Raw genomic sequence first — 26,109 nt, 5'->3', positions numbered from 1 at the left:
CTTTTATGGCAATTTTAATAACTAAGGCTAAGCTTTTGTTATGAATTGAATTGACAGGGAAAGTCCTGAAAAAATGCTAAAACTTCCAAGCGAACTTGCGATTATGCAAGTAGAGACTCTTCACCAAGATTTATTACAAGAACTCAATAGCAACAACGATATTTGTTTAGATGTCAGTGAGGTTGTTTCAGCCGATACCGCGTCAATTCAACTTTTGTGTGCCTTACAAAAACACCTACTTACCATACACCATAAAATTGTATGGGTAGGCAGCAGTGATGCACTTCAAAACGCCATTAATCAACTTGGCTTAAGTCAATATTTAACACTTGAAAGTAAAGGTTAGAGGTTTATATGAAGAAAATTTTAGCGGTTGATGATTCTGCGTCAATGCGTCAAATGGTGAGCTTTACGCTTAAGACCGCAGGTTTTGATGTTACAGAAGCAAAAGATGGCAGCGAAGCCCTCGCGATTGCCAAGCAGCAAAGTTTTGATGCGGTAATTTCAGATGTAAATATGCCCATTATGGATGGCATTACGCTTATCAGAGAGCTCAGAGGCCTTCCTGATTACAAATTTACGCCGCTACTTATGCTAACCACAGAGTCAGGATTAGATAAAAAAGTAGAAGGTAAAGCAGCTGGCGCAACAGGCTGGATTGTAAAGCCTTTCAACCCGGATCAGTTACTAGCGGTACTTAAAAAAGTAATTCGTTAACTGAGGAGTGCGGCGTGAGTATAGATTTAAGTCAATTTTTTGAAGTGTTCTTTGAAGAAAGTTTTGAAGGCCTAGATACAATGGAGGCCGAGCTATTAAATTTAGAGCCCGGCGAAGAAGACTTAGAAACAATAAATACTATTTTTAGAGCTGCGCACTCAATTAAAGGGGGCAGTGGCACCTTTGGCTTTAACTCTGTTGCTGAGTTTACCCATGTGCTAGAAACCCTACTGGATCAAATACGCCAAGGTGAGCGCGAACTCACCACCGAGCACGTTAATTTATTGCTTAAAGCTGTTGATTGCTTGCGTGGGTTACTCGGTGAGCTGCAAGCAGAGCAAGAGCCTGATTTATCACACGCTACAACCTTAAAAAAACAGTTTGAAATTGTACTGGAAATGCAAGCCGATTCAGCCCCAAGCGAGGCAAGCGAAGTAACGGCTGCTGCTGAGGTAAATACCTTTCAAATTGATTTCAAACCGCATCATCACCTTTTTAAAACAGGCAACGAGCCTTTATTTATGATCAGCGAATTAGCTGAACTCGGCGAGCTTGAAACACAGGCATTTTTAGACGACATCCCAGATATTAAAGACTTAAGCAGTGACGAGTGCTACTTACACTGGCGCTTTTTTTTAAATACCAGCGAAAAAGAAGCCGCCATTAAAGAGGTATTTGAATGGGTAGAAGATGATGCCGATATAAAAATAGAGCTCTGTGGCGGGTTATTTGATGAAGACACTTCTCACGCCGCAAACGCTGATGAAAAGAGCAACGACAGCACAGCTCAAACACCGCCTATTAGCGATGCTCAAAAAGCACCCGACAAACCTAAAAGCAAACCCACAGCCGATAAAAAGCCAACATCAGCACCAGAGTCTACCTCCATAAGAGTAGGAATAGACAAAGTAGACTCGTTAATAAATATGGTCGGTGAGCTGGTGATAACACAAGCCATGTTAAATCAGTTGAGCGAGCAAGAAATTAGCGAATCAACCATTACGTCATTACAAGAAGGTTTGGCACAACTGGCGCACAATACCCGAGACCTGCAAGAAAATGTTATGCGTATTCGTATGTTACCAATTAACTTTGTATTTAGCCGGTTTCCGCGTTTAGTGCGCGATATAGCGCAAAAACTAAATAAGCAGGTGGAGTTAAAATTATTAGGTGAGCAAACCGAGCTAGATAAAACGGTAATGGAAAAAATATCTGACCCTATGGTGCACCTTGTCAGAAATTCGCTCGACCATGGCCTTGAAACAATTGAACAGCGGGTTGCCGCAGGTAAAGACCCAGTGGGCACCGTGACCTTAAATGCCTTTCATCAAGGCGGCAATATCGTGATAGAAATAATGGACGATGGGCAAGGCTTAAATACGCAAAAAATTAAAGAAAAAGCCATTGCTAATGAGCTGATCACCGCTGATTGTAATTTAACAGATGATGAAATTAACGAGCTTATTTTTATGCCCGGCTTTTCTACCGCCGATGCGGTTAGCGACTTATCTGGGCGTGGTGTAGGAATGGATGTTGTTAAGCGCAATATTCAATCTTTAAATGGCTCGGTTGAGGTTTCATCAGCGCCTGGCGTTGGCTCTACCTTTACAATTAGGCTGCCCCTTACACTTGCCATTTTAGATGGTCAATTAGTTAAAGTTGCCCAGCATACTTATATTATTCCGCTTATTTCTATTGTTGAATCACTACAGATTGATATCACTAAAGTAAGCCGAGTGGGTAAAGACTTAGATGTACTAAGGCTGCGTGACGAATACATTCCTATTTTACGCTTATATCAAATTTTTAATCATCAAAACGCCATAGAGTCATTAGACAAAACCTTGTTGGTGGTTGTTGAAACCGACAACCAAAAAGTGGGTTTGCTGGTAGATGACTTACTTTCGCAGCAGCAGGTAGTCATAAAAAGTTTAGAGGCTAATTACCAAAAAGTAGATGGGGTGTCTGGAGCAACTATTTTAGGCGACGGGCGTGTATCGTTAATTGTTGATATTAGCGGCTTAATAAAATTATCAGGGCTTAAAAAACCAGGTAGCCAAGAGTTAATCATAGAATCTAAAACACCTCTGGAGGCTTCATGATTAGTGAACAAAGCGAGCTAAACAACAAAATTGATTTAGGGCAACAGCAAGGCGTTAAGCAGTTTTTAACCTTTATTATGGCTAGCGAAGAATACGGCGTAGATATATTAACCGTGCAAGAGATCAGAAGTTGGGAAGAAATTACCGTACTGCCCAACGCGCCGGATTTTGTTAAAGGAGTGATAAACCTTCGCGGCACCATAGTGCCAATAATAGATTTACGCTTACGTTTTGGCTTGCCAAGCACTGAATATGGGCCATTAACGGTTGTTATTGTTGTAAAAGTTATTTTTGAAAACGATTCAAAAATAATGGGCATCGCAGTAGATGCGGTGTCAGATGTTTACAGCATTGCAGAGCAAGACGCCAAGCCCGTCCCTAGCCTGTCTGATTCGAGTAATTGTGAATATGTCGCAGGGTTGGTGAACGTGGGCGAAAAAATGGTCTCGTTAATTGATTTACAAAGAACAATGGATATATAGCCACAGCGCTATGTAGCAACAAAAACAAACATAAAGGTGGTGATGGGCATGGGATGGTTTAGTAATCCGAAGCAGTCAGAATCAAGTAATGACTTAATCGTTAATGCATTAAATAAATCATTAGCGGTTATTGAGTTTGAACCCAGTGGCAGAATAATTACGGCTAATTCAAACTTTTTAAATGCAATGGGATACCGTTTAGAGGAAGTGCAAGGGCAGCACCACTCTATGTTTGTTGAACCAGATGAAGCACAAAGCAGCGAGTATAAAAATTTTTGGCAACGCTTGCGCGGTGGTGAGTTTATTTCTAATGAGTTTAAGCGTCTTGCTAATGGAGGGCGAGAGGTATGGATCCAAGCTACCTATAACCCAATTATTGATAGCCAAGGGCAAGTGCTAAAAGTAATTAAATTTGCTACCGACATTACCGAACAAAAGAAACAGGCCGCTGAAGCGCAAGGCCAACTTGAGGCAATTAGTAAATCTCAGGCGGTGATTGAGTTTAATCTTGATGGCACAATTATTACTGCCAATGATAATTTTTTAAATGGTTTAGGCTATCAACTTAGCGAAATAAAAGGCCAGCATCATAAATTATTTGTTGACCCAGAATACGCTAAAACAAACGAGTATAAACAATTTTGGGATAAGTTAGGACGAGGCGAGTACGACTCGGGCGAGTACATGCGAATAGGCAAACAAGGGCAAGAAATATGGATTCAAGCCTCTTATAACCCTATTTTCGATTTAAACGGCAAGCCTTATAAAGTTATTAAATACGCCAGTGATATCACCGCGCAAAAACAGCTAGAGCGCGAGTCTAAAAAGGCTGCCGATTTAGCAAGTGCGTTAACTGTTTGCCAAGCCAACGTAATGATTGCCGATAAAGACCTAAATATTGTATTTGTAAACGATCAGGTTAAGTTAATGCTCAAAGCGCGAGAAACTGAGTTGCAAGGTGTGCTACCTAGTTTTTCTGTTGATAATTTAATAGGCACGTGTGTTGATGATTTTCATAAGCACCCAGCTCATCAACGCGAACTATTAAAAAACTTAAAACAACCTTATAAAACTGAGTTACGTTTAGCGGGGCTTATTTTTAGTTTAATTGCTACACCGTGGATAAACCATGAAGGTAAGCATTTAGGCACTATTGTTGAGTGGGAAGATATTACCGATAGCGTAGCAAAAGCAGAGCAAGAACGTGCTGAAGCACAAGAAAACTTACGAGTAAAACAAGCGCTTGATACCGTAGCAACAAACACCATGATAGCCGATGCTTCAAATGTAATTGTATACATGAACAACGCGGTTAAATCGATGATGAGTATTGCTGAAGATGATTTGAAAAAGGAGCTGCCAAACTTTGATAGCACCAATTTAATGCAGCAAAACATTGATATATTCCATAAAAATCCGGCTCATCAACAAAACCTACTAGCTAAGCTTACAACAACTTACCGAGCCGAAATAAAAGTAGGCGTGCGCACCTTTGGTTTAGTTGCAAACCCTATTTTTACACCAGAACAAGAACGCATAGGCACCGTAGTTGAGTGGGAAGATAGAACGGGCGAAGTTGCAATAGAAAAAGAAATTGCACAATTAGTCAGCGATGCAGGTAATGGCGATTTAGAAACCCGAGTAGATGAAAAAGGTAAAGAAGGCTTTTTCTTACGCTTAGCGCAGGGCTTAAACAGCTTAGTTGAAATTGTTGATGATGCCGTTAGTGATACCGCACAAATGCTTGATGCAATGGCCAATGGCGACCTATCAAAACGCATAGAAAAAGAGTATCAAGGCTCGTTCGATAAGCTCAAGCAAGATGCTAATACCACAGCAGATAAATTGACCGATGTTATAAATCGCATAAACTCATCAGCTACACTTGTTGCCAGTGGCGCAGAGGAAATTTCGCAAGGCAACGCCGATTTAAGCCAGCGTACCGAAGAACAAGCCTCATCACTTGAAGAAACCGCGTCAAGTATGGAAGAAATGACCAGTACCGTAAGGCAAAATGCAGATAACGCAAAAGTCGCTAACGATTTAGCCGAAGAAACCTGCGAGAAAGCAATTCAAGGTGGTGAAGTAGTTAATAGAGCTGTAACGAGTATGTCGGCCATTAACGAGTCGAGTAAAAAATTGCAGACATTATTGGCGTGATTGATGAAATTGCCTTTCAAACTAATTTACTGGCACTTAACGCCGCCGTTGAAGCAGCTAGAGCGGGTGAGCAAGGCCGTGGCTTTGCCGTTGTTGCTGGTGAGGTGCGCAATTTAGCGCAGCGCTCAGCTGGAGCAGCCAAAGAAATTAAAGAGCTTATTAGAGACAGCGTTGCAAAAGTTACCGATGGCTCTGTGCTTGTAAATGAGTCGGGCGAAACACTCAGAGAAATTGTTTCAAGCGTACAACGTGTTACGCAAATGATTTCGGATATAACCGAGGCCTCTGAAGAGCAAAGCGCAGGCATTGAGCAAGTTAATAAAGCGGTTGCCCAAATGGATGAAATGACCCAGCAAAATGCGGCACTTGTAGAAGAAGCGTCTGCGGCGGGCGAGTCAATGGCTGAGCAAGCAAACGAGATGCGTCAGTTATTGCACTTTTTTTCACTCGGGCAGCAAGGCATAAACACATTGCCAAATACGCACTTTGAACGCTCAGCGCCCCCTGCGCGCCAACCTAGTGGCTATTTAAAAAATACCCAACCCAAAGGCGAAAACTTTATAGACTCAGCAGATGAATGGGAAGAGTTTTAGTCATTACTGGCTTGCTAGTTAATATCCTAGCAAGCCTGCTTTACAAGGGATGGTATGACAATGAAAGAATTTTTATGTACCGATAAAGATTTTAAAGACATTGCCACTTTAGTTTATAACGCGTGCGGAATTGTGCTTGGCGATCATAAACGCGAAATGGTGTATTCCCGCTTAGCAAGAAGGGTAAGAGAGCATAAACTTAAAAACTTTTCTCAATACTTAGAGTACTTACACAATAATAAAGAGGCTGAGTTTGACGCATTTATTAATGCTATTACCACTAACTTAACCTCCTTTTTTAGAGAGCCCCACCACTTTGAGTTTTTAAAAAACACCATAGTGCCGCAGTTACTTAGCAGTAACAAAGTAACAAAACGAGTACGCGTATGGTCAGCGGGTTGCTCTACAGGCGAAGAGCCTTACAGCTTAGCAATAACCCTTGCCGATTTATTCCCAAGTTCTTGGGATGTAAAAATTTTAGCAACCGATTTAGATTCTAATGTATTAGCCAAAGCACAAGCGGGTATTTATACCGCGGCTAATGTAAATGGCTTAGAAAACAATGTACTTAAAAAGTGGTTTTTAAAAAGCAAAGATGGGCAAACATATAAAGTAAAACCACAGTTAAATAAACACATTTTTTTTAAACGCCTTAACCTTTTACAAGAATGGCCCATGAAAGGGCAGTTTGACTTAATTTTATGTCGTAACGTGGTTATTTATTTTGATAAAGAAACAAAAGACACCTTATTTAAACGTTATGCAAATGCACTTAATCGTGACGGTTATTTGTTTTTAGGGCACTCAGAGAGTATGGGAAAAGAGCATTCTGAGTTTAAAAATTTAGGGAAAACCATGTATCAAAAGCAACACAATGCACGCACAGTTTAGGCCGGTGCTCCCAGGGTTTGAACATATAAAACGTTACTGGGATGCAGGGCGCACAAGCGTGGTGGCAAAAATATTACCTGGCGAATTTTATGTCTCAAAAAATGATGAGCTTATTTCTACAGTGCTTGGGTCGTGTATAGCCGCGTGTGTTTACGATGAAAAAGCCGGTATAGGTGGCGTAAATCATTTTATGTTGCCGGTAAAAAAAGGCCTAGAATTAAACAGTGCCCATAGTTTGAGCTGCCGCTACGGAAATTGGGCAATGGAATACCTGATCAACGAAGTACTCAAAGGTGGTGCTGCGCGAAAAAATTTAAAAATAAAACTCTTTGGTGGCGGCAAAATAATTAGCGCAATGACCGACATAGGGATAGGTAATATTAGCTTTGCCAATGCGTATATTCAGGAAGAGTCGCTCAATCTTGTTGCACAAGATATGGGGGGGCCGTGGCCTCGAAAAATTTTTTTTCATCCGCATACGGGCAAAGTCCACGTAAAAAAGCTGAAGAATTTGCACAACAATACAATTGAAAAACGCGAAGTGCGCTACCTGCAAAACCTTAAGCAACAAGATAAAGCCACCGAGACTAACATAGAGCTGTTTTAGGAGCCGTAATGGTTAAAGTTCTGATAATAGATGATTCACCACTGATAAGGCGTTTGCTGAGCGAAATATTATCTCAGGCTAGCGATATCGAGGTTGTTGGCTGTGCTGAAGACCCTTATCAAGCACGAGAAATGATTAAATTGCTCAATCCAGATGTGCTTACCCTCGATGTAGAAATGCCAAAAATGGACGGCATTAGCTTTTTAAAAAACCTAATGCGCTTAAGACCTATGCCCGTTGTGATGATTTCTACACTAACCCAGCAAGGCTCACCTATCACCTTAGAAGCGCTTGAGCTTGGTGCAGTGGATTTTATTGCCAAGCCAACTGTGAATGTTAAGCAGCAAATGAGTCAATATGCATATGTTGTGCAGCAAAAAGTGCGTGTGGCGGCAGGTGCAAGGGTAAGAAGTTTTAAAAAGGTAAGCACCGTAAGTGAGCCTTTACCTAGCAATGCACAATTTTTATTAAACAAGGTAATAGCGATAGGGGCTTCAACAGGGGGCACAGAAGCAATAAAAGAAGTGCTTATAAAAATGCCGACCAATTGCCCTGCGATTGTGATTACCCAGCATATTCCTCCGGTATTTAGTACCTCGTTTGCCCAGCGTATGGACCGCACCTGTGCAATTAACGTAAAAGAAGCGCAGCACGGCGACAAGCTCACTGCGGGATGGGCTTATATAGCCCCAGGTGGTTTGCACTTAAGCATAAAAAAAAGAGGGGCAAGTTTATATTGCGAGCTTGATGATTCTGAGCCTGTTAACCGCCATAAACCGGCGGTAGATGTATTATTTAACTCGTTACTTGAGTGCGGTGCAAAAAACATTGTGGCAGCGCTACTAACCGGTATGGGGAGCGATGGAGCAAAGGGCTTGCTTAGCATTAAACAAGCGGGTGGTTACACCATTGCACAGGATGAGTTTTCTTCTGTGGTGTGGGGAATGCCCAAAGCGGCGGTTGATTTAGGTGCCGCTCACGAAATTGTTGCGCTTGATAAAGTAACCCAACGCTTATTGCATCAGGCTATAAAGGTGTAATTGCTACTGAATAACCCATGGCTGCGAAAACCAATAGTAACTACCAGGGTGCTCAATAGAAGGGGCGGTACAATTAAAGCGTGAACGGCCTTTATTTAGCGCCTTTGGAGAGTCAATTTTTACAGTTGTGTCGTTTATCCAAGTTAACTTAGCCTGCCCCACACTTGAGACATAACACGCAAACTGACTTTTATGAAAATCACCCATTTCAAACTCAATGCTGAGCGTTGGTGGGTTTTGTGAGGTTACACTGTCTTGGTAATCTAGGGTTTTAATACTAAACGCCCGAGAGTTTAATTTTGTAATTAGCGTATCTAATTTACTGTAAAAGCCGGAGGCTGGAAAACGCGGTAAGCGGGTAAAGTTAGCGTTTTTATTTACAGCGCCTGAGTGCTGACCAATGCCAATAAAGCCAAGCTCTTCTACAAGCGCTTGTAGTTTGTTATTAAACTCACCATACGGGTACGCTAGGTATTTATAGTCGTGGCCTATTTCTTCTTTAATACGCTGTTGAGAACGCAAAATATCTTGTTTTATACGTGCTTGCCATTGTGCATCGCTCTCACCTTTTAGCTTAATATGCAGGTAGTCATGCTGGGCAGTGTGATTGGCAATTAACGCCCCTTTGCCTGCGAGCTCTTTTAATTTATCCCACCCCATTACGTAGCCTTTACCTTCATCAATAAGGGTCGGGTTTACAAAAATAGTATAGGGGTAAGCAAATTTTTCTAAAATAGGCGCTGCCTGTTCGTAGTTATTGTTGTAACCATCGTCAAAGGTGATAGCGACTGTTTTCTCAGGTAAGGTTTTGCCTTGTTGTATAGCGCTTATTAGCTCATTTAGTGCAATAACATTAAAATTATGCTCTTTTAAGTAGCTCAAATGCTTGGTAAACGTATTTGCGCTTACACTGGTCACAGCCGGAAGGGTTTCGCTTACATGGTGATACTGTAAAATAACCGCCGCATGAGCACGTACTGATAAACAAATGAGAGTAATTAAAACTAAATGAAACAATTTCTTAAACATAATAAGGCACACCATAAAAGCTTGCTGTTGCTAGCGGGTCCAATGATATTATCAAATATTACTGTCCCACTGTTAGGAATTGTTGATACCGCTGTTATTGGCCACTTAGGTAGCGCACATTACTTAGCGGGCATCGCACTTGGCTCAGCTGTTATTTCTATTTTATTTTGGCTCGCCGGTTTTTTACGTATGAGCACCACAGGGTTAGTGGCCCAAGCATACGGGCAAAATAACTTAACACAGTTAGCAGCGCTTTTAAAACGCAGCTTATTACTTGCCGTGTGTGTGGCGTTAGCGCTTATTGCCTTATCGCCTTTGATAAAACAAGCCATTGCATTTTTATCAGGCGCAAATAGTGAGGTTCTTGCTCAAGCATATCAGTATTTTAGTATTCGTATATTTAGTGCCCCTGCCGCACTTTGTAATTTAGTGCTGCTTGGCTGGATGCTTGGCGTACATTATGGGCGTGGGCCTTTTTACTTGCTGTTAGTGACCAATATTACCAACATAGTTCTCGATATATATTTTGTGGTGTATTTAGACTGGGCAGTAGCGGGAGCAGCGTGGGCGTCGTTAATTGCAGATTACAGCGCGTTGGCTTTTGCGTTGCTACTAGTGATTAAGCTCGCTAAAAAGCAAGGCGTGGAGCTAAGCGTGCCTAACTGGCTCAGTGTTAGCAAAATGGCAGAGCTACTTAGTTTAAATAGAGATATATTTATTCGCTCTTTAATTTTGCAATTATGCTTTAGCTTCATGACCTTTTATGGCGCCCGCATAGGTGAAACAACGCTTGCAGCGAATGCCGTGTTACTTAACTTTTTAATGTTAGTAAGCTTTGCGCTTGATGGAATAGCCTATGCAAGCGAAGCCAAAGTTGGTCAAGCTAAAGGTCAGCGAAGCGTTAATAACATTAGATTATGGGTAAAAATAAGTGTGTTTTGGGGGATGCTTTTTGGCGTGTTATACAGCGTATTTTTTGCTGTATTTGGCAGCGCTATTATTAAGCTTTTAACCAATGTACCCGAGGTAATAGAAGCTGCGACAAATTACTTACCGTGGGTAATAGTATTGCCTATGTTAGCAATGAGCTGCTTTTTGTTTGATGGCGTATTTGTAGGGCTTACACGGGCAAAAAATATGCGTAACAGTATGATTCTTTCTGCTGCTGTTGGCTTTTTTGGGGTGTTTTGGGTGTTTATAGAGTGGCAAAATAATGCGTTATGGCTGGCTATGAGTTGCTTTATGCTTATGCGCGGCGTTACGTTAATTATTAAGTATTTGCAGTTAAAAGCAACTAATCAGCTGCTAGATTAAGCGAACGTGTCATTTCCATAGGTCGGGGTCGTGATCTTTTGGCCCCATATCTTTTAAAACTTGCGAGAAACGATTGGCAAAAATACCGCTATAACCCCATGCAGCAAAAAATAATGCCGGGATTAAAATAACCACACCTATAATTTGTAAACTAAAGTGCGTGTAGTAGCCAAGAGCAATAAATATCACGGCTAGCACAAACAGTGCTAAGCCGCGAAAAAAGCGCGTTAAACTCAACTTAGGGTTACTCCCTAAGCGATAAATAAGCGGCTTTAACATTATTGCTTAGTAATAAGAGTGATCGCCCGCTTGGTGCTCGGTAATGTCGGCAACACCGGTGATTTCATCAAACTTTGCAATCATTTCTTTCTCGATGCCTTCTTTAAGCGTTACATCGATCATAGAACAGCCATTACAACCACCACCAAATTGAAGTACTGCAATACCTTCAGCGGTTACTTCAACTAGGCTTACTTGGCCACCGTGGTTAGCTAGCTGCGGGTTTACTTCGGTTTCTAGCATGTGTTGAACACGCTCATTTAGCGATGCGTTATCGCCTAGTTTACGTGCCTTTGCATTAGGCGCTTTTAAAGTTAACTGAGTGCCCATTTTGTCGGTAACAAAATCAATTTCAGCTTCTTCTAAAAAAGGAGCGCTTTCTGTATCTACTACGGCATCAAAACCATTAAAGTTAAGACGAATATCGCTGTCTTCTACGGCGTCTTCTGGGCAATAAGAAACACCACATTCCGCTTGTGATGTACCAGGGTTTACAACAAACACACGAATATTAGTTTGTTGTGCTTGATCTGCTAAAAGTTTAGCAAAATGCGCTTGTGCTGTTTCGGAAATAGAAATCATAAAACCGTCTATACTTGACTAAATTACTCGGATACTGCATATCATACTCCGCTCATCGTGTTGCGGCTAGTGTTGAGCGTAAAAAGTTGGCATCTATTTTAAGCAATGCTAGCGTGCAAATAACAAACATTTTTAGAGTGATTTATATGCGCTGGATAGTAACTATAATGGTGGCAATACTTAGCTTTTCAAGTATGGCAAAACCACTTTCGTATTATTTTGAACAAGATGTAGAGTTTGATAAAACAATACCCACCCCACAAGACGTACTTGGTTACGAAGTAGGTGAGTGGCATGTAAGGCACGACCAACTGGTGCGTTACATGGAAATTCTAGCGCAAAAAAGTAATCGTATAAATTTTGAAGTAATAGGGCGCACACACGAGCAACGTCCGCTTGTGATGCTAAGTATTAGCAGCGCTGAAAAGCTAGCTAACTTAGAGCAAATTCGCCAAGCGCACTTAGCCCGTTTAACAAACAGTGAGCAAGCTAAAAACACACAAAATGAGCCTGTTGTAGTTTGGATGGGATACAGTGTGCATGGCAATGAGTCATCAGGCAGCAATGCCGCTTTATTGGTTGCGTATTACCTTGCTGCAGCGCAAGGCCCAGAAATAGAAAAACTATTAAATAATACCGTTATTTTGCTCGACCCTTCACTTAACCCCGATGGCTTGGCTCGCTTTGCTAATTGGGCTAATAGTAATCGGGGGATGAACTTATCAAGCGACCCTAAAACGCGTGAACACGTAGAAAGCTGGCCAAGTAGCCGTACAAATCACTATTGGTTTGATTTAAACCGCGATTGGTTATTACTACAACACCCAGAGTCGCGTGCACGCATTGCTAAATTTCATCAATGGAAGCCAAATATTCTTACCGACTTTCATGAAATGGGCCCAAACAGCAGCTACTTTTTTCAACCTGGCATTGCCAGTCGCAAGCACCCAATTACCCCAGATGAAAACGTAACACTTACTAAAGCCATAGCCAATTACCATGCTAAAACTTTAGATAAAAATAATGCCCTTTATTTTACCGAAGAAAGCTTTGACGACTTTTATTACGGCAAGGGTTCAACCTACCCCGATGTAAACGGCGGTATAGGTATTTTATTTGAGCAAGCCAGCTCGCGTGGGCATGTACAAGAAACCATAAATGGTACGCTTACGTTTCCTTTTACTATTAAAAATCAGTTATTAACAAGCCTATCAACCTTTAAAGCAGCGGTAGATAACCGCGAGGCGCTATTAACCTATCAGGCTAAATTTTATAACCAAGCAGTTGATTTAGCTGATGATGAAAGTTTTGAAGGCTATGTGGTTGAGGGCGCTAAAGACAACACCCGGATTAAACTATTTTTAGACCTGTTAAAGCAGCATCAAATTAATGCCTATCCACTTACAAAAGCGCTAAAAGCCAATGGCAAAAACTTTAGCACTCAGAGTTATTTTGTGCCGTTAGCTCAGCCACAGTTTCGTTTAGTAAAAGCTATTTTTAGTGAGCAAAAAAGTTTTGCCGATAACACATTTTATGATGTGTCGGGCTGGACACTCGCCCACGCTTTTAATTTAGAGTTTGCACAAGTAAAAAGTAGTTGGGGCTTAGAAGTAGCCAGCACTGCGTGGCAAAAAGCAGTTAAACCATCATTTGCTGCGTTAAAGCAAAGTTATGCATTTGGCTTTGCTTGGGACGATTACTTAGCGCCTAAAATGCTAAATAGCTTGCTAAAGCAAGGCATTAAAGCGCGTGTCGCGTTAAGCGCCTTAACAGCTAAAAGCAGCACCACCGAAATAGACTTTGCACCTGGCAGCATTATTGTCCCCGCAGGGCTGCAAACAAACCCTGATTGGGTGGCTATTTTAAACGATGCTCAAACCCAGTTTGGTATTGCGATAAAGCCTATTACCACTGGTCTTACAGGGAAAGGCGCCGATTTAGGCTCGCGCACTATGGCGGTATTAAACGAGCCAAAAGTACTGCTTGTGGGCGGTAAAGGCGTAAGCCAATACGAAGCGGGTGAAGTATGGTATTACCTTGACCGCTTTGTTGGTATTTCTCCGACCATAGTAGAAATGGAGCGTTTAGGTAGCTTAGATTTAAATAATTACAGCCACATTGTACTAGCTAATGGCAATTATTCGGGCTTACCCGATAGTGATAAAGTTGCTATTAAAAGCTGGGTAAGAAAAGGCGGCGTAATTTGGGGCCACAAAGGCGGCGCTAAATTTTTAGCTGATCAGCAATTACTCAAGGCTAATTATTTATCTAGGCAAGATGTAGCCAGCGCTTTTAATACTCAAGGGCTAAATTACGCAGATAAAGATCATTTAGCAGGGCGACAACGTATAGCCGGCGCTATTTTTAATACCGATGTAGACACCACGCATCCACTAACGTTTTCGCTTAATCGCGAAACGCTGCCTGTATTTAAAAATAGCACCTGGTTATTAGAAAAATCATCCGCCCCGTTTGTAAACATACTCACTTACCCGCAAAAACCACTATTAGCAGGGTTTACCGATGGCGTAAATGAGCAGCAAATTGCCGGTGCAGCAGCCATGATGGCCCACTCATACGGGCGTGGCAGTGTTATTGCGATGACAGATAACCCTGTATTTAGAGGATATTGGTACGGCACAAGCCGATTACTCAGTAATGCTTTATTTTTTGGTCACACATTTAGAGTAAGAGGTGATTAACTACCCCTTTAAAGTGGCGTTAAACACGTAGCAAAAGCCCAGACTTGTTTAGCGCCCGCTTGTTTTAATACTCGGGTAGCCGCGTTGAGCGTGGCGCCTGTGGTCATTACATCATCTACAATAACCACCGTTTTACCGCTCATATCTTGTGTACATACAAAGGCATTTTTTACATTTTTAATCCGCTTAGCTCTAGATAATTGTGACTGTGCTTGCGTGGCTTTATTGCGTATTAGCGCATTACTTATACAAATATGTTTTGCCAAACACGGTTGCCACACTTGGCTTACCTGATTAAACCCGCGTGTTAAAAAGCGCCCTCGGTGCAAAGGTAAAATAATCGCTATGTCGGGCTGGGTAGTTAAATTTTCAAAAAACACCGTTAGCTGGCGTTTAATTACTTGTTGCAGCGCTTTTTTATAGTGAATTTGATTATTAAATTTGAGCCGTTTTAGCCAATGCTCAAAAGGGGGCTGATAAAAAGCACAGGCAAAGAGCTTATCAAATTCGCAATGCGGAAACATTTCTACAATATCCGGGCGGTGCAATAAATTACTGTGTTTATTTAAATCAAACACGCTTAAATCCGTTAAGCAATAGTCGCATAATCCCTCTTGAGTACTAATAACTCCCTGACACTGCACGCAATAAGAGGGGAATAACCAATTAAAAAATGAGTGTTGCATTGGCTGCTCCTTGCGTTGCTTTCGTCAATGTAAGCGTTATGATGTGGCTAAGTTTGGTTAAGGTTAGGCAAATATGCAAAGCGAGTTAGTTTTATTACATGGTTGGGGCATGAACCAAGGCGTATGGCAATTAGTGCAGCCAGAGTTAACGTTTTTATACAGTGGCTCGGTACGCAGTATTGACCTGCCTGGCTTTGGCAACAGCAATAGCTGCCCAAGCCCTTATAATTTACACGATGCAGCTGAAATCGTAAGCGAGCAACTTAGCCCTGGCTCTATTTTAATGGGCTGGTCGCTAGGAGGATTGTTTGCACTTTATATTGCTAAACATTGGCCAAATAAAGTATCAAAAGTAATTTTAGTTGCCTCAAGCCCTTTTTTTGCCGAGGCAGATGATTGGCCTGGAATAAAAGCCAGCGTGCTTGAGCAATTTAAAGAGCAATTAGTTAATCACCGAGAAAAAACCATAGAGCGCTTTTTAGCTATTCAGGCCATGGGTAGCGAGTCGGCACGCGATGATATAAAGCAGCTAAAGCACTTGCTAAATCAGTACAGCGCGCCTAAAAGTGAGGCATTAAGTGCGGGCTTAAATATTTTACAAAATGATGATTTACGCAATGTATTTGCGCATTGCCCAGTGCCTGTAAAAGCGATATTTGGCCGTTTAGATGCGCTGGTACCTTACAAAGCAATTAATAAAATGGCAGCACTAAATACTGAGTTTGAATACGAAGTACTAGACAAAGCCTCCCATGCACCGTTTATTTCTCATAAAAAAGAGTTTTTATCTGCCGTTAAATCAATGCTTTAAAATAGCCTAAAGAAAGGTACTGTTTAAAGCTTTATTTTGCCCATGAAGTGAGCGATAATTAAACAATATTTATTTTTTGGAGGTACAGCATGGCTATTGGTTCAGTATTTAATAGTGGTGTAGAAGGGTTTAATCGTGCAAGCCAAGGTATAGAACGAGCAAGCGCAGAGATAAACCGTGCCACCATTGAAGAGCAAGACGATACGCAACTAGCCCAACAGCGCCAGTTAACAGCTGCGCGACCTGAAGAGGCTGTAACAGCGCCTGTTGCTCAACCAGCTCGGGTTGACGAAGCGCTTGTTAATTTAAAAGTTGAAGAGTTTAATGCCAAGGCAAACACGCAATCTATTCAAACTGCAGATGAAGTGCTTGGTACGCTAATCGATATTAAAGTTTAAACGTTATGAATATTGTCACGCCATTTCCGTCTATCAATATAAACACCGCCAATGTTTATACGGAAACCGCTCGGCGTGACAACCAACTGCGCGAAGTTATTCCTGCCCCTGCACCCAATAGCGCCAGTAATACCGAAACCAAAGCACAAAGCGATGCTGATAAAGCAAAACTGCCAAGCAGTGCAGAAGCCGCCACCTACGATGCAACCGGTAAACTCAGTGATGAGCAAGCTGTTGAGCAGCGCCAGCAAGGCAGCGCAGATTCAGATAGCGAACAGCAACAAAACCAACAAGCAAGCGAAGACACACCCGAAGAAGAGCAAGATCAGCAACAGCTAGAATTAGAACAACAGCAAATTGAAGAGCTTAAAGCGCGCGATACTGAAGTGCGTGTGCACGAACAAGCTCATGCATCGGTGGGTGGGCAGTATGCAGGCTCACCAAGTTATGAATACCAACGTGGACCAGATGGCACTAATTACGCTGTTGGCGGTGAGGTACAAATTGATGTATCTGAAATCCCTGGCGATCCGCAAGCCACTATAGATAAAATGCAAACGGTACGAGCAGCCGCACTTGCCCCTGCTGAACCTTCTAGTGCAGATAGAGCCATTGCCGCTGATGCAACCCAAAAAATGGCCGCAGCGCAAGCTGAATTATCAGCCCCTGCTGACGATGAAGCGCAAGCACAAGAGCCACAAAGTGCGTTATCAATAAACGAAACCAGCACTGCTGAGTCTCAAAGCGATACTAATACCGAGCAATCACGCGACCCAGAAGTAGACGCACGAGCTGGCCGTATAGCTAATTTTTATCAAATGACTAGCTCACCCCAAAACGAGAGTGGTTTTTCTGCGTTTGGTTAACACCAGCTAAGCATTATTAAAAAAGCCGCTCAATGAGCGGCTTTTTAGTTTAAGGAGTCATCACTTAATGAAGTAAACGGGTATTATTTTTTTACTTTTGCATTAGCAAATGCATCGGCAAAGGCATTACCCATCATGGCGTTACCGTTATCGCGCTTTGGTTTTGCTGCACGCGGTTGCTGGCCCTGATTACTGCGTTGCTTTTGTGGCGCGGCAGCGGGTTTATTGCTTGTGTCTATTTCATCATCTAAGCGCATAGTAAAGCTAATGCGCTTACGTGGGGCATCTACCTCAACCACTTTTACTTTTACAATGTCACCGGCTTTTACTACTTCGCGCGGATCAGAGATAAACTTATTAGTAATTGCCGAAATATGTACTAGGCCATCTTGGTGAACACCTACATCAACAAACGCACCAAAGTTAGCAACGTTAGAAACCACACCTTCTAAAATCATACCGGGTTTTAGGTCTGTGATTTTTTCTACACCGGCTTTAAATTCAGCAGTTTTAAACTCAGGACGAGGATCGCGCCCAGGCTTATCTAGCTCTTTAATGATGTCGGTAACGGTAGGTAAACCAAATTTCTCGTCGGTGTAGTCATTAGCAACCAGCTTATTTAAAAACTCGCTATTGCCTATTAAGCTATTTACATCAAGGTTGTTACGCTCACAAATAAGTTTAACAACAGGATAAGCCTCAGGGTGAACTGATGAGTTATCAAGTGGGTCTTTACCCTGATTAATACGCAAAAAGCCTGCTGCTTGTTCAAACGCCTTTGGTCCTAAACGCTCAACTTTTTTAAGTTCGCTACGCTTAGTAAACGTGCCGTTAGTGTCGCGGTAATTTACTATATTTTGCGCTAAGGTTTTATTTAACCCCGATACGCGTGTAAGAAGCGGCACCGAGGCCATATTTAAATCAACACCCACAGAGTTTACACAGTCTTCTACCACTGCGGTCAGTGTTTGGCCTAATTGACTTTGCGATACATCGTGCTGGTATTGGCCTACACCAATTGATTTTGGCTCAATTTTAACAAGCTCGGCAAGTGGGTCCTGCAGGCGACGCGCAATAGATACCGCGCCACGCAAAGACACATCTAAGTTAGGAAATTCATTCGCTGCAAATTCAGACGCAGAGTAAACAGACGCGCCGGCTTCGCTTACCATAATTTTGTTTAATTTAAGCTCAGCATTGGCCTTAATAAGTTCGCCTACTAGCTTGTCAGACTCGCGTGATGCGGTTCCGTTACCAATCGCAATAAGTTCTACTTTATGCTGGCGACATAGTTGCTCTAATGTACGTAACGATTTTTCCCAGTGATTTTGTGGCGCGTGAGGGAAAATAGTTTGGGTTGTAAGCAATTTACCTGTGCCATCGACTACGGCAATTTTACAGCCAGTTCGCAAACCAGGATCTAGACCAAGCGTGGTACGCGGCCCAGCAGGGGCGGCCATAAGTAAGTCTTTTAAGTTTTTAGCAAATACATCTATAGCGCCGGTTTCGGCTTTTTCTCGCATGGCTGCTAAAAATTCATTTTCTAGGTGTAGGCCAAGCTTTATTTTCCATGCCCACTGCACAACACTTAATAGCCATGCGCTAGCTGCTTTATATTTCACATCTAAGCGGTAGTGATCAGCAATCATTTGCGCGCATAGCTGGGCTGCATTTTCGCTGCTCGGCTCTGGGTTAATACTCAGCTGCAAAATACCTTCGTTACGCGCGCGCAACATAGCAAGTGCGCGGTGAGAAGGGATCTTTTTAAGAGGTTCTTGATGGTCAAAGTAGTCGCGGTATTTACTACCGGCTTGCTCTTGACCGTCAATAAGTGTGCTTTGTATAGCGCCGTGTTGGCTAATGTGGCTTCTAAATTTAGCTAATAACTTGGCATCTTCTGCAAAGCGTTCCATTAAAATAAATTTAGCGCCATCCAGGGCTGCTTTGGTATCAGCAATGCCTTTGTCGGCATTTATAAACTGCTGCGCTTGTTGCTCTGGCTCTAAGTTTGCGTCGTTAAATAGCGCATCGGCAAGTGGCTCAAGGCCTGCTTCAATGGCTATTTGCCCTTTGGTACGACGCTTAGCTTTATAAGGAAGGTATAAATCTTCAAGCTCAGTTTTACTTTGTGCGCTGGTTATATCGGCACTCAGTGCTGGCGTTAATTTATTTTGTGATTCGATGGTTGATAAAATAAAGCTGCGGCGCTCTTCCAGCTCGCGCAAGTACGACAAACGTTGCTCTAAAAGGCGTAATTGCGTGTCGTCTAATCCACCGGTAATTTCTTTACGGTAACGCGCAATAAAAGGAACCGTTGCGCCTTCATCAAGTAATTTTGTAGCAGCAACAACTTGTTGCTGTTGTGCATTTAGCTCAGTGGCTAAACGTGCAGAGATATCGCTCATGCATAAACCTTTTAATACAAAAAATAAAACCAGAAAATCCCTCTGGTACTGTTATACCCAGCTTATTAAAGTTGCTATTTAATGAGTTTGGTAGGTATTTATTAGTTGAATAATATCACAGCAGGTTGTAATAAAAAGCTCTTAAAGCAAGCAATTTTGCTTGCTTTAAGATGGTTGGCTTGGCTGAGCTTACAAAGCGTAAAAGCGCGCTTTAGTGAGGGTGCTCTACGCTTTCTAAAACATCACTAAACGTGTGAGCAATAGGGGTAATATGCACTGGAATGTGTAACGTTTTAGCTATTTGACGCGCCGAAATTAACCCGCATATTTCGTTATTAGTGGTTGTTGCTAATAAAAACATGCTGCCTTGATGCTCCATTGTTTGTAGTGCATCGCCAATACTTGCATAGCTTAGGCTTTGCATACTTACGCCATTAAGTTGGCTAATAGGTGTCATAATGTAGCGTAAGCTCACTTCATTGCGGCTGGTATTTAAACGCTGTGCAATGGCCGTAATTTTAGCGCTTTGTAGGTCGGCACTTGAAACAATACCAATTAATTTTTGCGCATCATCAGTCACCAATACATAGTCAGAATGCTCTGCTAGTACTTGTTTAAGCGCCTCGCTGATAGGAGTGTCGTATTGAGCGCGAATTGGCGTTTTTTGGGTAAAGTTATTGATTACGGTTAAAGCCGGAGATGTTAAATCAATAGTGGCTTGTTGATCTTCAAACGTGCTTGCAATAACGCCATGAGAAATATTTTGGGTACGTAATTCTTTAAAGTTAGACATAGTAGTCACCTTATTAGTTATAAAATTTAATCAAAAAGTAAAATTGTGAATTAAATTAAATAGCTAGGTGGACCACGTTGATATGCCGTACTAAAAGGACGGTTTAGGTTTGTACTTTGGTAAAAAGATGAAACAGCATTAGGTAGCGGTTGAAACAACCTAATAGCAAATGCATTAACATGAGAATCTAAGTCAATGTCGGGGGTTGCTTGGTCAGGAAATTCACAAGCGATAAAATGATTAGATATACTGGCGTTATCTATACTTACTTCGGTGGTATTGGCATGCAGAGTCAAACTCACACTCATTAAAAGTGCAAACAATACGGCATTACTACATATGCGCTGTACTAAGTTTGACATAGCCACTACCTTAAAAATCAGGTTAAAGATAAACCTGCTAAACCAATATATATCCTAATGAGATATATTACACAATAAAAAATTTACCTGATCTGAATCAAAGTAGTTATCTATTAATAATGTTATGGGGGACTATTTTTGATATTCAATACTATTTACATACCATTCTTTTTTACCTTGCGGTGTAGGTACCTCAAAATCATCGTCTACTTGTTTTTTTATCAGGGCGCGCGCCATAGGTGAGTCAATTGATATGTAGTCTTTACGGTCGTATATTTCATCAGGCCCTACAATTCTAAATTTTTTAACCTCGCCTTGCTCGTTTTCTATTTCTACCCATGCGCCAAAAAATACTTTACCGTCTTGCTGCGGCGAGTAATCAATAACTTTTAAATCGGGTAGGCGTTTGCGCAAATACCGAACACGACGATCAATTTGGCGCAGTAAGCGTTTATTATATTGATAGTCTGCGTTTTCTGAGCGATCGCCAAGGCTTGCTGCCCAGCTCACTATTTTAGTGACTTCAGGGCGTTTAACGTTCCATAAATGGTCGTGCTCTTGCTGTAATTGTAAGTAACCTTCGCGGGTTATTAAATTTGTTTTCATGGGCTTTTATTCATTAACTCTAATGCTATGCACGTTATTAAAATTGCTAAAATTTGTCGAGTGTAAACTTTAGGGCGTGTTGTTCTTTGATGGTCGAATTTGCAGCAGTATGTTTGGTTTTTAGGCAAGGCAGAGCCTATGAAGTGTGGTTATTCCCCATAAATAGGTGATAACGCAGCATAAATGCCAAACATGCGCTGCCCTTCTGGTTCTGCCTAGGGGCGATAAACTCTTTGTTACTCGGTTTTTACTTAGCCCACTAGGTTACAAAGCTCGCGCCGCAATTTAATCGCCCCTAGATTGAACAAATTTCAATCCGCAAAGGTCAACACGCCCTAATATTATAACTTTGAAATGTTCAGTAACAATCTAAGCGCGCAATTAGATTTTGATTATTAAGTTTTTCATTTATATTAACTATTAATTGGAAATAAAAATAAGAAACACGCAATGGGACACGAAACCACAAAAGTATTAGTTGTAGATGACGATATGCGCCTGCGCAGCTTACTAGAGCGTTATTTAGTAGAGCAAGGCTTTATTGTTAGAACCGCCGCAAACTCAGAGCAAATGGATAGACTCATTGAGCGAGAAAACTTTCACTTAATGGTGCTTGATCTAATGCTACCAGGCGAAGATGGTTTATCTATTTGCCGTCGGCTACGCCAAAAAGAAAACGAAATCCCTATTGTGATGCTGACAGCAAAAGGTGATGAGGTCGACCGTATTATAGGCCTTGAGCTAGGCGCAGACGACTACATTCCGAAACCGTTTAACCCGCGCGAATTACTGGCTCGCATAAAAGCTATTTTACGCCGCCGCGCCAAAGAAGTGCCGGGCGCACCCGCAGCGGAAGAAAACTTAATAGCCTTTGGGCAATTTACGCTTAATTTAGCCACGCGCGAAATGAGTGAGGGCGATAAAACCATTTCGCTCACCAGTGGTGAATTTGCCGTACTTAAAGCCCTTGTATCGCACCCGCGCGAGCCACTGAGCCGCGATAAACTAATGAACCTTGCCCGTGGGCGAGATTACAGTGCGCTTGAGCGCAGTATTGATGTGCAAGTATCGCGACTGCGCCGCATGATAGAAGTAGATGCCGCCAACCCGCGCTATATTCAAACTGTATGGGGTTTGGGTTATGTGTTTGTTCCTGACGGTGATAAGTAGTTTATATGGGATTTTTTCCGCGTAGTGCGTTTGGCCAAACTGTATTTTTAGTGGCCGCTTTACTGCTAATTAACCAAATAGTGTCGTATGTAACGGTGAGCTTTTACGTTGTAAAACCAACCATAGAGCAAGTAAATTTAATGCTCGCTAAGCAAATTAAAACGGTATTTATAGACTGGGAAGACGGCGTAGAAATAAACGACGAAGTATCTGAAAAGTTTTTTGAAATTACAGGTATAGAAGTGATGACGCAGCGCGAGGCAATGCGCCAAGGGCTTGGTCAAACCCGAGAATACTCGATGCTGTCGCGTAGTATGTCTGAGCAATTAAATGGTTCTGCTCGGGTGCGTATTAGTCAAACCGACCCGCTGATTTATTGGGTAGAAGCGCCGCAAGCACCCGGTTACTGGGTAAAAGTACCGCTTAGCGGGTATCAAGAAAATAACCTAGAATTTTTAACGTTTTACTTATCAAGTATTGGTTTTTTAAGTGTGTTAGGCGGCTGGCTATTTGCTCGGCACTTAAACCGCCCATTAAAGGCGTTGCAGCAAGCAGCCGTGAAAGTGGGTAAGGGCGATTTTAGTAGTAAGCTTGAAGAAGAAGGCTCCAGTGAAGTAATAGAAGTTACCCGTGCATTTAACCAAATGTCGCGCGGTATTGCTGCTCTTGAAAACGATCGCCGTTTACTCATGGCCGGTGTTTCTCACGATTTACGCACCCCGCTTACTCGTATCCGCCTTGCCACCGAAATGATGAACGATGAAGATGACTACCTTCGCGAAGGCATTATTTACGATATTGAAGATATGAACGGTATTATCGATCAATTTATTGAGTATTTACGCCACCACAAAACAGATGAGCTTGCTTGCGAAGATATAAATGCGCTAGTGACTGAAGTGGTTAATTGTGAGCTTAAACAGCAACGCGTTATTACCTTTAAAGGCAACCCCAGCGTAGGGCTTGTTCCGTTAAGTAGTGTGGCTATTAAGCGTGTAATTACTAACATGATTGAAAACGCGCTGCGCTATTCAGACGGCGATATAGAAGTATTAAGCTACTTTAATTCAAACAAAAAATACGTTGTGATAGCGGTAAACGATAACGGCCCCGGTATACCAGAAAGCGAACTAGAATCGGTGTTTGAGCCTTTTAAACAAGGTGATACCGCGCGTGGTAGTGAGGGGAGTGGTTTAGGCCTTGCCATTATTAAGCGTATTATTGATATGCACGATGGTAAAGTTAAGCTAGAAAACCGCCCAGAAGGCGGCCTAAGTGCACAAATTTATTTACCTATAAAAATACAAAACTCTGCACAGTAAGCTGTGCAGAGTTGGCTATTTTCATAACGTTAGTAGTGTTAAAACTTAAAGTGCTTTAAAGCGGATTGCTGTACCACCACTTGTTGCTAGTTTTAAAGTTAGCTTATCGTTTGCGCTAACTACGCGCTTTTCGATATCTAAATCGTACGGATTGTTTTTCCATTCAGCGTTTTTACCGTCTTGGTATATGTGCGCTTCAAACTTTTTACCCTTTTCTAAAAAGTCGAGTTTTACCTCAATAGTTCGGGCTTTCTCGTCGGTTACGGCGCCTAAGTACCAATCGTTTCCTGAGTATTTATCGCGTTTGCGCTCTTTACGGGCAAAAACAATAAAGTCGCCCACTTCGCCATCAAGCGCAATACTTTGCTGCCAATCGGTTGGTACGTCTTGAATAAATTGAAATGCATCAGGCTTGGCTAAATAGTTTTTAGGTAAGTCGGCGGCCATTTGAATCGGGCTATACAGCACAACATAAAGTGCAAGCTGCTTGGCAAGCGTTGTTTGTGGGCGGTTTGTATCATCGCCTAAGCCATTAAAGCCCATATCAAAAATACCAGGGGTAAAGTCCATAGGCCCTGCCAGCATTCGGGTAAACGCCAGCATAGGAATGTGCTCTGGTGGGTTAGGCGGCGTGCCCCATGCATTAAACTCTTGGCCGCGTGCCCCTTCGCGCGCAATCCAGTTTGGGTAGGTACGGCGCAGGCCGGTGTCTTTTATTGGCTCGTGGGTGTTAATACTAATTTTATGTTTAGCAGCCAGCTTTACGTTGTAAAGGTACTCGTTAACCATAAATTGGCCGTCGTGCCACTCATGACGGGCAATGCCGTTTTCGTCTATGCGTTTTATGTTACCGCCATCCGCTACATAGCCCGTTTTAACTTGGCTTACGTTTGATTTTTCGTAAAGGGCAAAGGCATCCTCCATTTGGTCGCGATAGTTACTTACATTACCCGATGTTTCGTGGTGGCCAATTAACTGCACGCCTTTTTGTTTGCCGTATTGAGTAAGGGCCGCTATATCAAAGTCGTCGTAGGGTTGTGTAAAACTAAATACATCGCCATTAAAAAACCAGTCACCATCCCAGCCTATGTTCCAGCCTTCTACTAGTACGCCATCAAAGCCATATTCTGCGGCAAAATCCATGTAGTACTTAGTGGTTTGTGTAGTGGCCCCGTGTTTTTCGCCGCTGCCCCAGGTTTGCGTGTTTATATGCATGCCCCACCAAATACCCACGTATTTGCCAGGTTTTACCCACGACACATCGCCTAGTTTATTAGGCTCGTTTAAATTTAATATTATGTCTGAATTGACTAAGCCTACCGCGCTGTCGGCAATTTGAATGGTGCGCCAAGGGGTATTAAACGCACCTTGTTTTTTAACGGCAATGCCGTCTGACCACGGTGTTAAATCGGCATTAAAAGTGCCTGGGCGGCGCTGATTAAGCACCATGCCTGCGTAATCCACTAAGGCTGCTTCATGAATGCTTATATGGGTACCGTCATTGGTTTTTAAGGTAAACGGCGTGTGTGCAAGGGGGACGTCATTTAATGCAGTGGTGTTGTAAACGTATTCGTATCGGTTCCAGCCGCGGGCGGGTATCCACCAGGCGGTGGCATTGTTGTTATTGTTAATGGCAAATTCGGTGAGCTCTTTGGTAATGTGTGTTTGCTCAAAGCCTGCTTGTTTTGGTACTTCGTATCTAAAGCCAACGCCACTATCAAAAGCTCTAAAGCGCACTGTGTAGGTTGCACCATTAGGCTCGTTTTTTGTAAACGTAACCGCAACTTCGTTGTGTTTATCAGTAACCGTTTGTCGCTCGCCCCAAGGTTGTTGCCACTGGGTACTTACGCTTTGCTGCTTAACATGGGTAATTTTAAAACCATCTCTAAATGCGGCTTGGGTTTTAAATTCAAAACCCAGGCGCGATGCGTTTATAGCTGGTTTGTTTTTAAAGCTAATAGCGTAGCTGGGTGTGCTATTTTCATCTGAAATAGTCACTTTTATTTGTGAGTTTGGTGATTCAACTACAGCGGTTTGTGCAAAGCTATTGCCAGCAAACGCCAGTAGTAAAAGTCCGGATGTTCTCATTGTGTGTCCTTTGATGAGTCGGTGGTGACCTTTAAGGATAATGGCAGTGAGTTGTTAATACGACTGTATACATACGTATTCAATGTTTTAAAAAATAGAAAGAA

At 42.2% G+C, this 26,109-nt stretch carries 23 protein-coding genes and 1 pseudogene; 15 read left to right on the top strand and 9 right to left on the bottom strand.

Annotated features, from left to right (window positions below):
* Positions 1-73 precede the first annotated feature (73 nt).
* From MSC25_RS13165 to MSC25_RS13130, 8 genes and pseudogenes are all read left to right on the top strand, one after another.
* Positions 74-346 carry an STAS domain-containing protein gene (locus MSC25_RS13165; protein WP_004588224.1) on the top strand — a complete coding sequence of 91 codons (273 nt, stop codon included), beginning with the start codon at positions 74-76 and terminating at the stop codon, positions 344-346.
* Positions 347-354: 8 nt separating this feature from the next.
* The gene (locus tag MSC25_RS13160) at positions 355-717 is read left to right on the top strand and encodes a response regulator (RefSeq protein WP_029773320.1); all 363 of its coding nucleotides are present in this window, start codon (positions 355-357) and stop codon (positions 715-717) included.
* Between the two features lie 14 nt (positions 718-731).
* Positions 732-2,819: a chemotaxis protein CheA gene (locus MSC25_RS13155; RefSeq protein ID WP_248443681.1), complete on the top strand. Its 2,088-nt coding sequence runs from the start codon at positions 732-734 to the stop codon at positions 2,817-2,819.
* Positions 2,816-3,301, top strand: coding sequence for a chemotaxis protein CheW (locus MSC25_RS13150; protein WP_248443680.1), 486 nt, complete (start codon positions 2,816-2,818; stop codon positions 3,299-3,301). Before MSC25_RS13155 ends, MSC25_RS13150 begins: the two co-directional genes overlap by 4 nt.
* A gap of 48 nt (positions 3,302-3,349) precedes the next feature.
* A pseudogene (locus MSC25_RS13145) lies at positions 3,350-6,054 on the top strand (methyl-accepting chemotaxis protein).
* A gap of 60 nt (positions 6,055-6,114) precedes the next feature.
* Positions 6,115-6,945 (top strand): protein-glutamate O-methyltransferase CheR, encoded by an 831-nt coding sequence (locus tag MSC25_RS13140; protein ID WP_054983326.1) that lies wholly within the window; start codon positions 6,115-6,117, stop codon positions 6,943-6,945.
* On the top strand, positions 6,929-7,552 hold the full coding sequence (gene cheD, locus MSC25_RS13135; protein ID WP_029774194.1) for a chemoreceptor glutamine deamidase CheD: 624 nt from the start codon (positions 6,929-6,931) through the stop codon (positions 7,550-7,552). The genes MSC25_RS13140 and cheD overlap by 17 nt, the downstream gene beginning before the upstream one ends.
* An 8-nt stretch (positions 7,553-7,560) precedes the next feature.
* Positions 7,561-8,592 carry a chemotaxis response regulator protein-glutamate methylesterase gene (locus MSC25_RS13130; RefSeq protein ID WP_248443678.1) on the top strand — a complete coding sequence of 344 codons (1,032 nt, stop codon included), beginning with the start codon at positions 7,561-7,563 and terminating at the stop codon, positions 8,590-8,592.
* Between the two features lie 3 nt (positions 8,593-8,595).
* Here MSC25_RS13130 and MSC25_RS13125 read toward each other — a convergent pair whose 3' ends face one another.
* Positions 8,596-9,621 (bottom strand): polysaccharide deacetylase family protein, encoded by a 1,026-nt coding sequence (locus tag MSC25_RS13125; protein WP_248443676.1) that lies wholly within the window; start codon positions 9,619-9,621, stop codon positions 8,596-8,598.
* Positions 9,622-9,663: 42 nt separating this feature from the next.
* Between MSC25_RS13125 and MSC25_RS13120 the strand changes: the two genes are divergently transcribed.
* Positions 9,664-10,935 (top strand): MATE family efflux transporter, encoded by a 1,272-nt coding sequence (locus tag MSC25_RS13120; RefSeq protein ID WP_054983329.1) that lies wholly within the window; start codon positions 9,664-9,666, stop codon positions 10,933-10,935.
* Positions 10,936-10,944: 9 nt separating this feature from the next.
* On the opposite strand, the gene MSC25_RS13115 is transcribed toward MSC25_RS13120, so the two are convergent.
* Together MSC25_RS13115 and nfuA are read right to left on the bottom strand one after the other, a co-directional pair.
* On the bottom strand, positions 10,945-11,214 hold the full coding sequence (locus MSC25_RS13115) for a hypothetical protein (protein ID WP_029774191.1): 270 nt from the start codon (positions 11,212-11,214) through the stop codon (positions 10,945-10,947).
* Positions 11,215-11,220: 6 nt separating this feature from the next.
* A complete protein-coding gene (gene nfuA, locus MSC25_RS13110; protein ID WP_096042447.1) occupies positions 11,221-11,796 on the bottom strand; it encodes a Fe-S biogenesis protein NfuA in 576 nt (191 codons plus the stop codon).
* 146 nt (positions 11,797-11,942) lie between these two features.
* On the opposite strand from nfuA, the gene MSC25_RS13105 reads away from it, so the two are divergent.
* Positions 11,943-14,498, top strand: a complete 2,556-nt coding sequence (locus tag MSC25_RS13105) for a M14 metallopeptidase family protein (protein WP_248443674.1) — start codon at positions 11,943-11,945, stop codon at positions 14,496-14,498.
* An 8-nt stretch (positions 14,499-14,506) separates the two neighbouring features.
* Here MSC25_RS13105 and MSC25_RS13100 read toward each other — a convergent pair whose 3' ends face one another.
* Positions 14,507-15,184 (bottom strand): ComF family protein, encoded by a 678-nt coding sequence (locus MSC25_RS13100; protein ID WP_248443672.1) that lies wholly within the window; start codon positions 15,182-15,184, stop codon positions 14,507-14,509.
* Between the two features lie 73 nt (positions 15,185-15,257).
* On the opposite strand from MSC25_RS13100, the gene bioH reads away from it, so the two are divergent.
* From bioH to MSC25_RS13085, 3 genes are all read left to right on the top strand, one after another.
* Entirely contained in the window at positions 15,258-15,995 is a 738-nt protein-coding gene (bioH, locus tag MSC25_RS13095; RefSeq protein ID WP_096740280.1) for a pimeloyl-ACP methyl ester esterase BioH, read from the top strand.
* Between the two features lie 89 nt (positions 15,996-16,084).
* On the top strand, positions 16,085-16,393 hold the full coding sequence (locus tag MSC25_RS13090; protein WP_004588240.1) for a hypothetical protein: 309 nt from the start codon (positions 16,085-16,087) through the stop codon (positions 16,391-16,393).
* A 5-nt stretch (positions 16,394-16,398) separates the two neighbouring features.
* A complete protein-coding gene (locus MSC25_RS13085; RefSeq protein WP_248443670.1) occupies positions 16,399-17,259 on the top strand; it encodes a putative metalloprotease CJM1_0395 family protein in 861 nt (286 codons plus the stop codon).
* Positions 17,260-17,342: 83 nt separating this feature from the next.
* On the opposite strand, the gene MSC25_RS13080 is transcribed toward MSC25_RS13085, so the two are convergent.
* From MSC25_RS13080 to greB, 4 genes are all read right to left on the bottom strand, one after another.
* Positions 17,343-19,664 carry a Tex family protein gene (locus MSC25_RS13080; RefSeq protein ID WP_248443669.1) on the bottom strand — a complete coding sequence of 774 codons (2,322 nt, stop codon included), beginning with the start codon at positions 19,662-19,664 and terminating at the stop codon, positions 17,343-17,345.
* Between the two features lie 211 nt (positions 19,665-19,875).
* The gene (locus MSC25_RS13075; RefSeq protein ID WP_004588243.1) at positions 19,876-20,457 is read right to left on the bottom strand and encodes a CBS domain-containing protein; all 582 of its coding nucleotides are present in this window, start codon (positions 20,455-20,457) and stop codon (positions 19,876-19,878) included.
* A 50-nt stretch (positions 20,458-20,507) separates the two neighbouring features.
* On the bottom strand, positions 20,508-20,819 hold the full coding sequence (locus MSC25_RS13070) for a hypothetical protein (RefSeq protein WP_064384617.1): 312 nt from the start codon (positions 20,817-20,819) through the stop codon (positions 20,508-20,510).
* Positions 20,820-20,951: 132 nt separating this feature from the next.
* Entirely contained in the window at positions 20,952-21,425 is a 474-nt protein-coding gene (greB, locus tag MSC25_RS13065) for a transcription elongation factor GreB (RefSeq protein WP_004588245.1), read from the bottom strand.
* Between the two features lie 450 nt (positions 21,426-21,875).
* On the opposite strand from greB, the gene ompR reads away from it, so the two are divergent.
* Positions 21,876-22,595 (top strand): two-component system response regulator OmpR, encoded by a 720-nt coding sequence (gene ompR, locus MSC25_RS13060; RefSeq protein ID WP_004587537.1) that lies wholly within the window; start codon positions 21,876-21,878, stop codon positions 22,593-22,595.
* 5 nt (positions 22,596-22,600) lie between these two features.
* Positions 22,601-23,917 carry a two-component system sensor histidine kinase EnvZ gene (envZ, locus tag MSC25_RS13055; protein ID WP_024033891.1) on the top strand — a complete coding sequence of 439 codons (1,317 nt, stop codon included), beginning with the start codon at positions 22,601-22,603 and terminating at the stop codon, positions 23,915-23,917.
* Positions 23,918-23,962: 45 nt separating this feature from the next.
* Here the strand turns inward: envZ and MSC25_RS13050 are convergent, their stop codons facing one another.
* Positions 23,963-26,005: a glycoside hydrolase family 97 protein gene (locus MSC25_RS13050; protein ID WP_248443668.1), complete on the bottom strand. Its 2,043-nt coding sequence runs from the start codon at positions 26,003-26,005 to the stop codon at positions 23,963-23,965.
* Positions 26,006-26,109: the final 104 nt, after the last annotated feature.

Origin of the sequence: Pseudoalteromonas sp. 1CM17D (assembly GCF_023161805.1) — a bacterium.
Taxonomy (GTDB): domain Bacteria; phylum Pseudomonadota; class Gammaproteobacteria; order Enterobacterales; family Alteromonadaceae; genus Pseudoalteromonas; species Pseudoalteromonas atlantica.
Note: the sequence above shows the minus strand (reverse complement) of the source record. Positions and strands in the feature narration are given on the sequence as shown.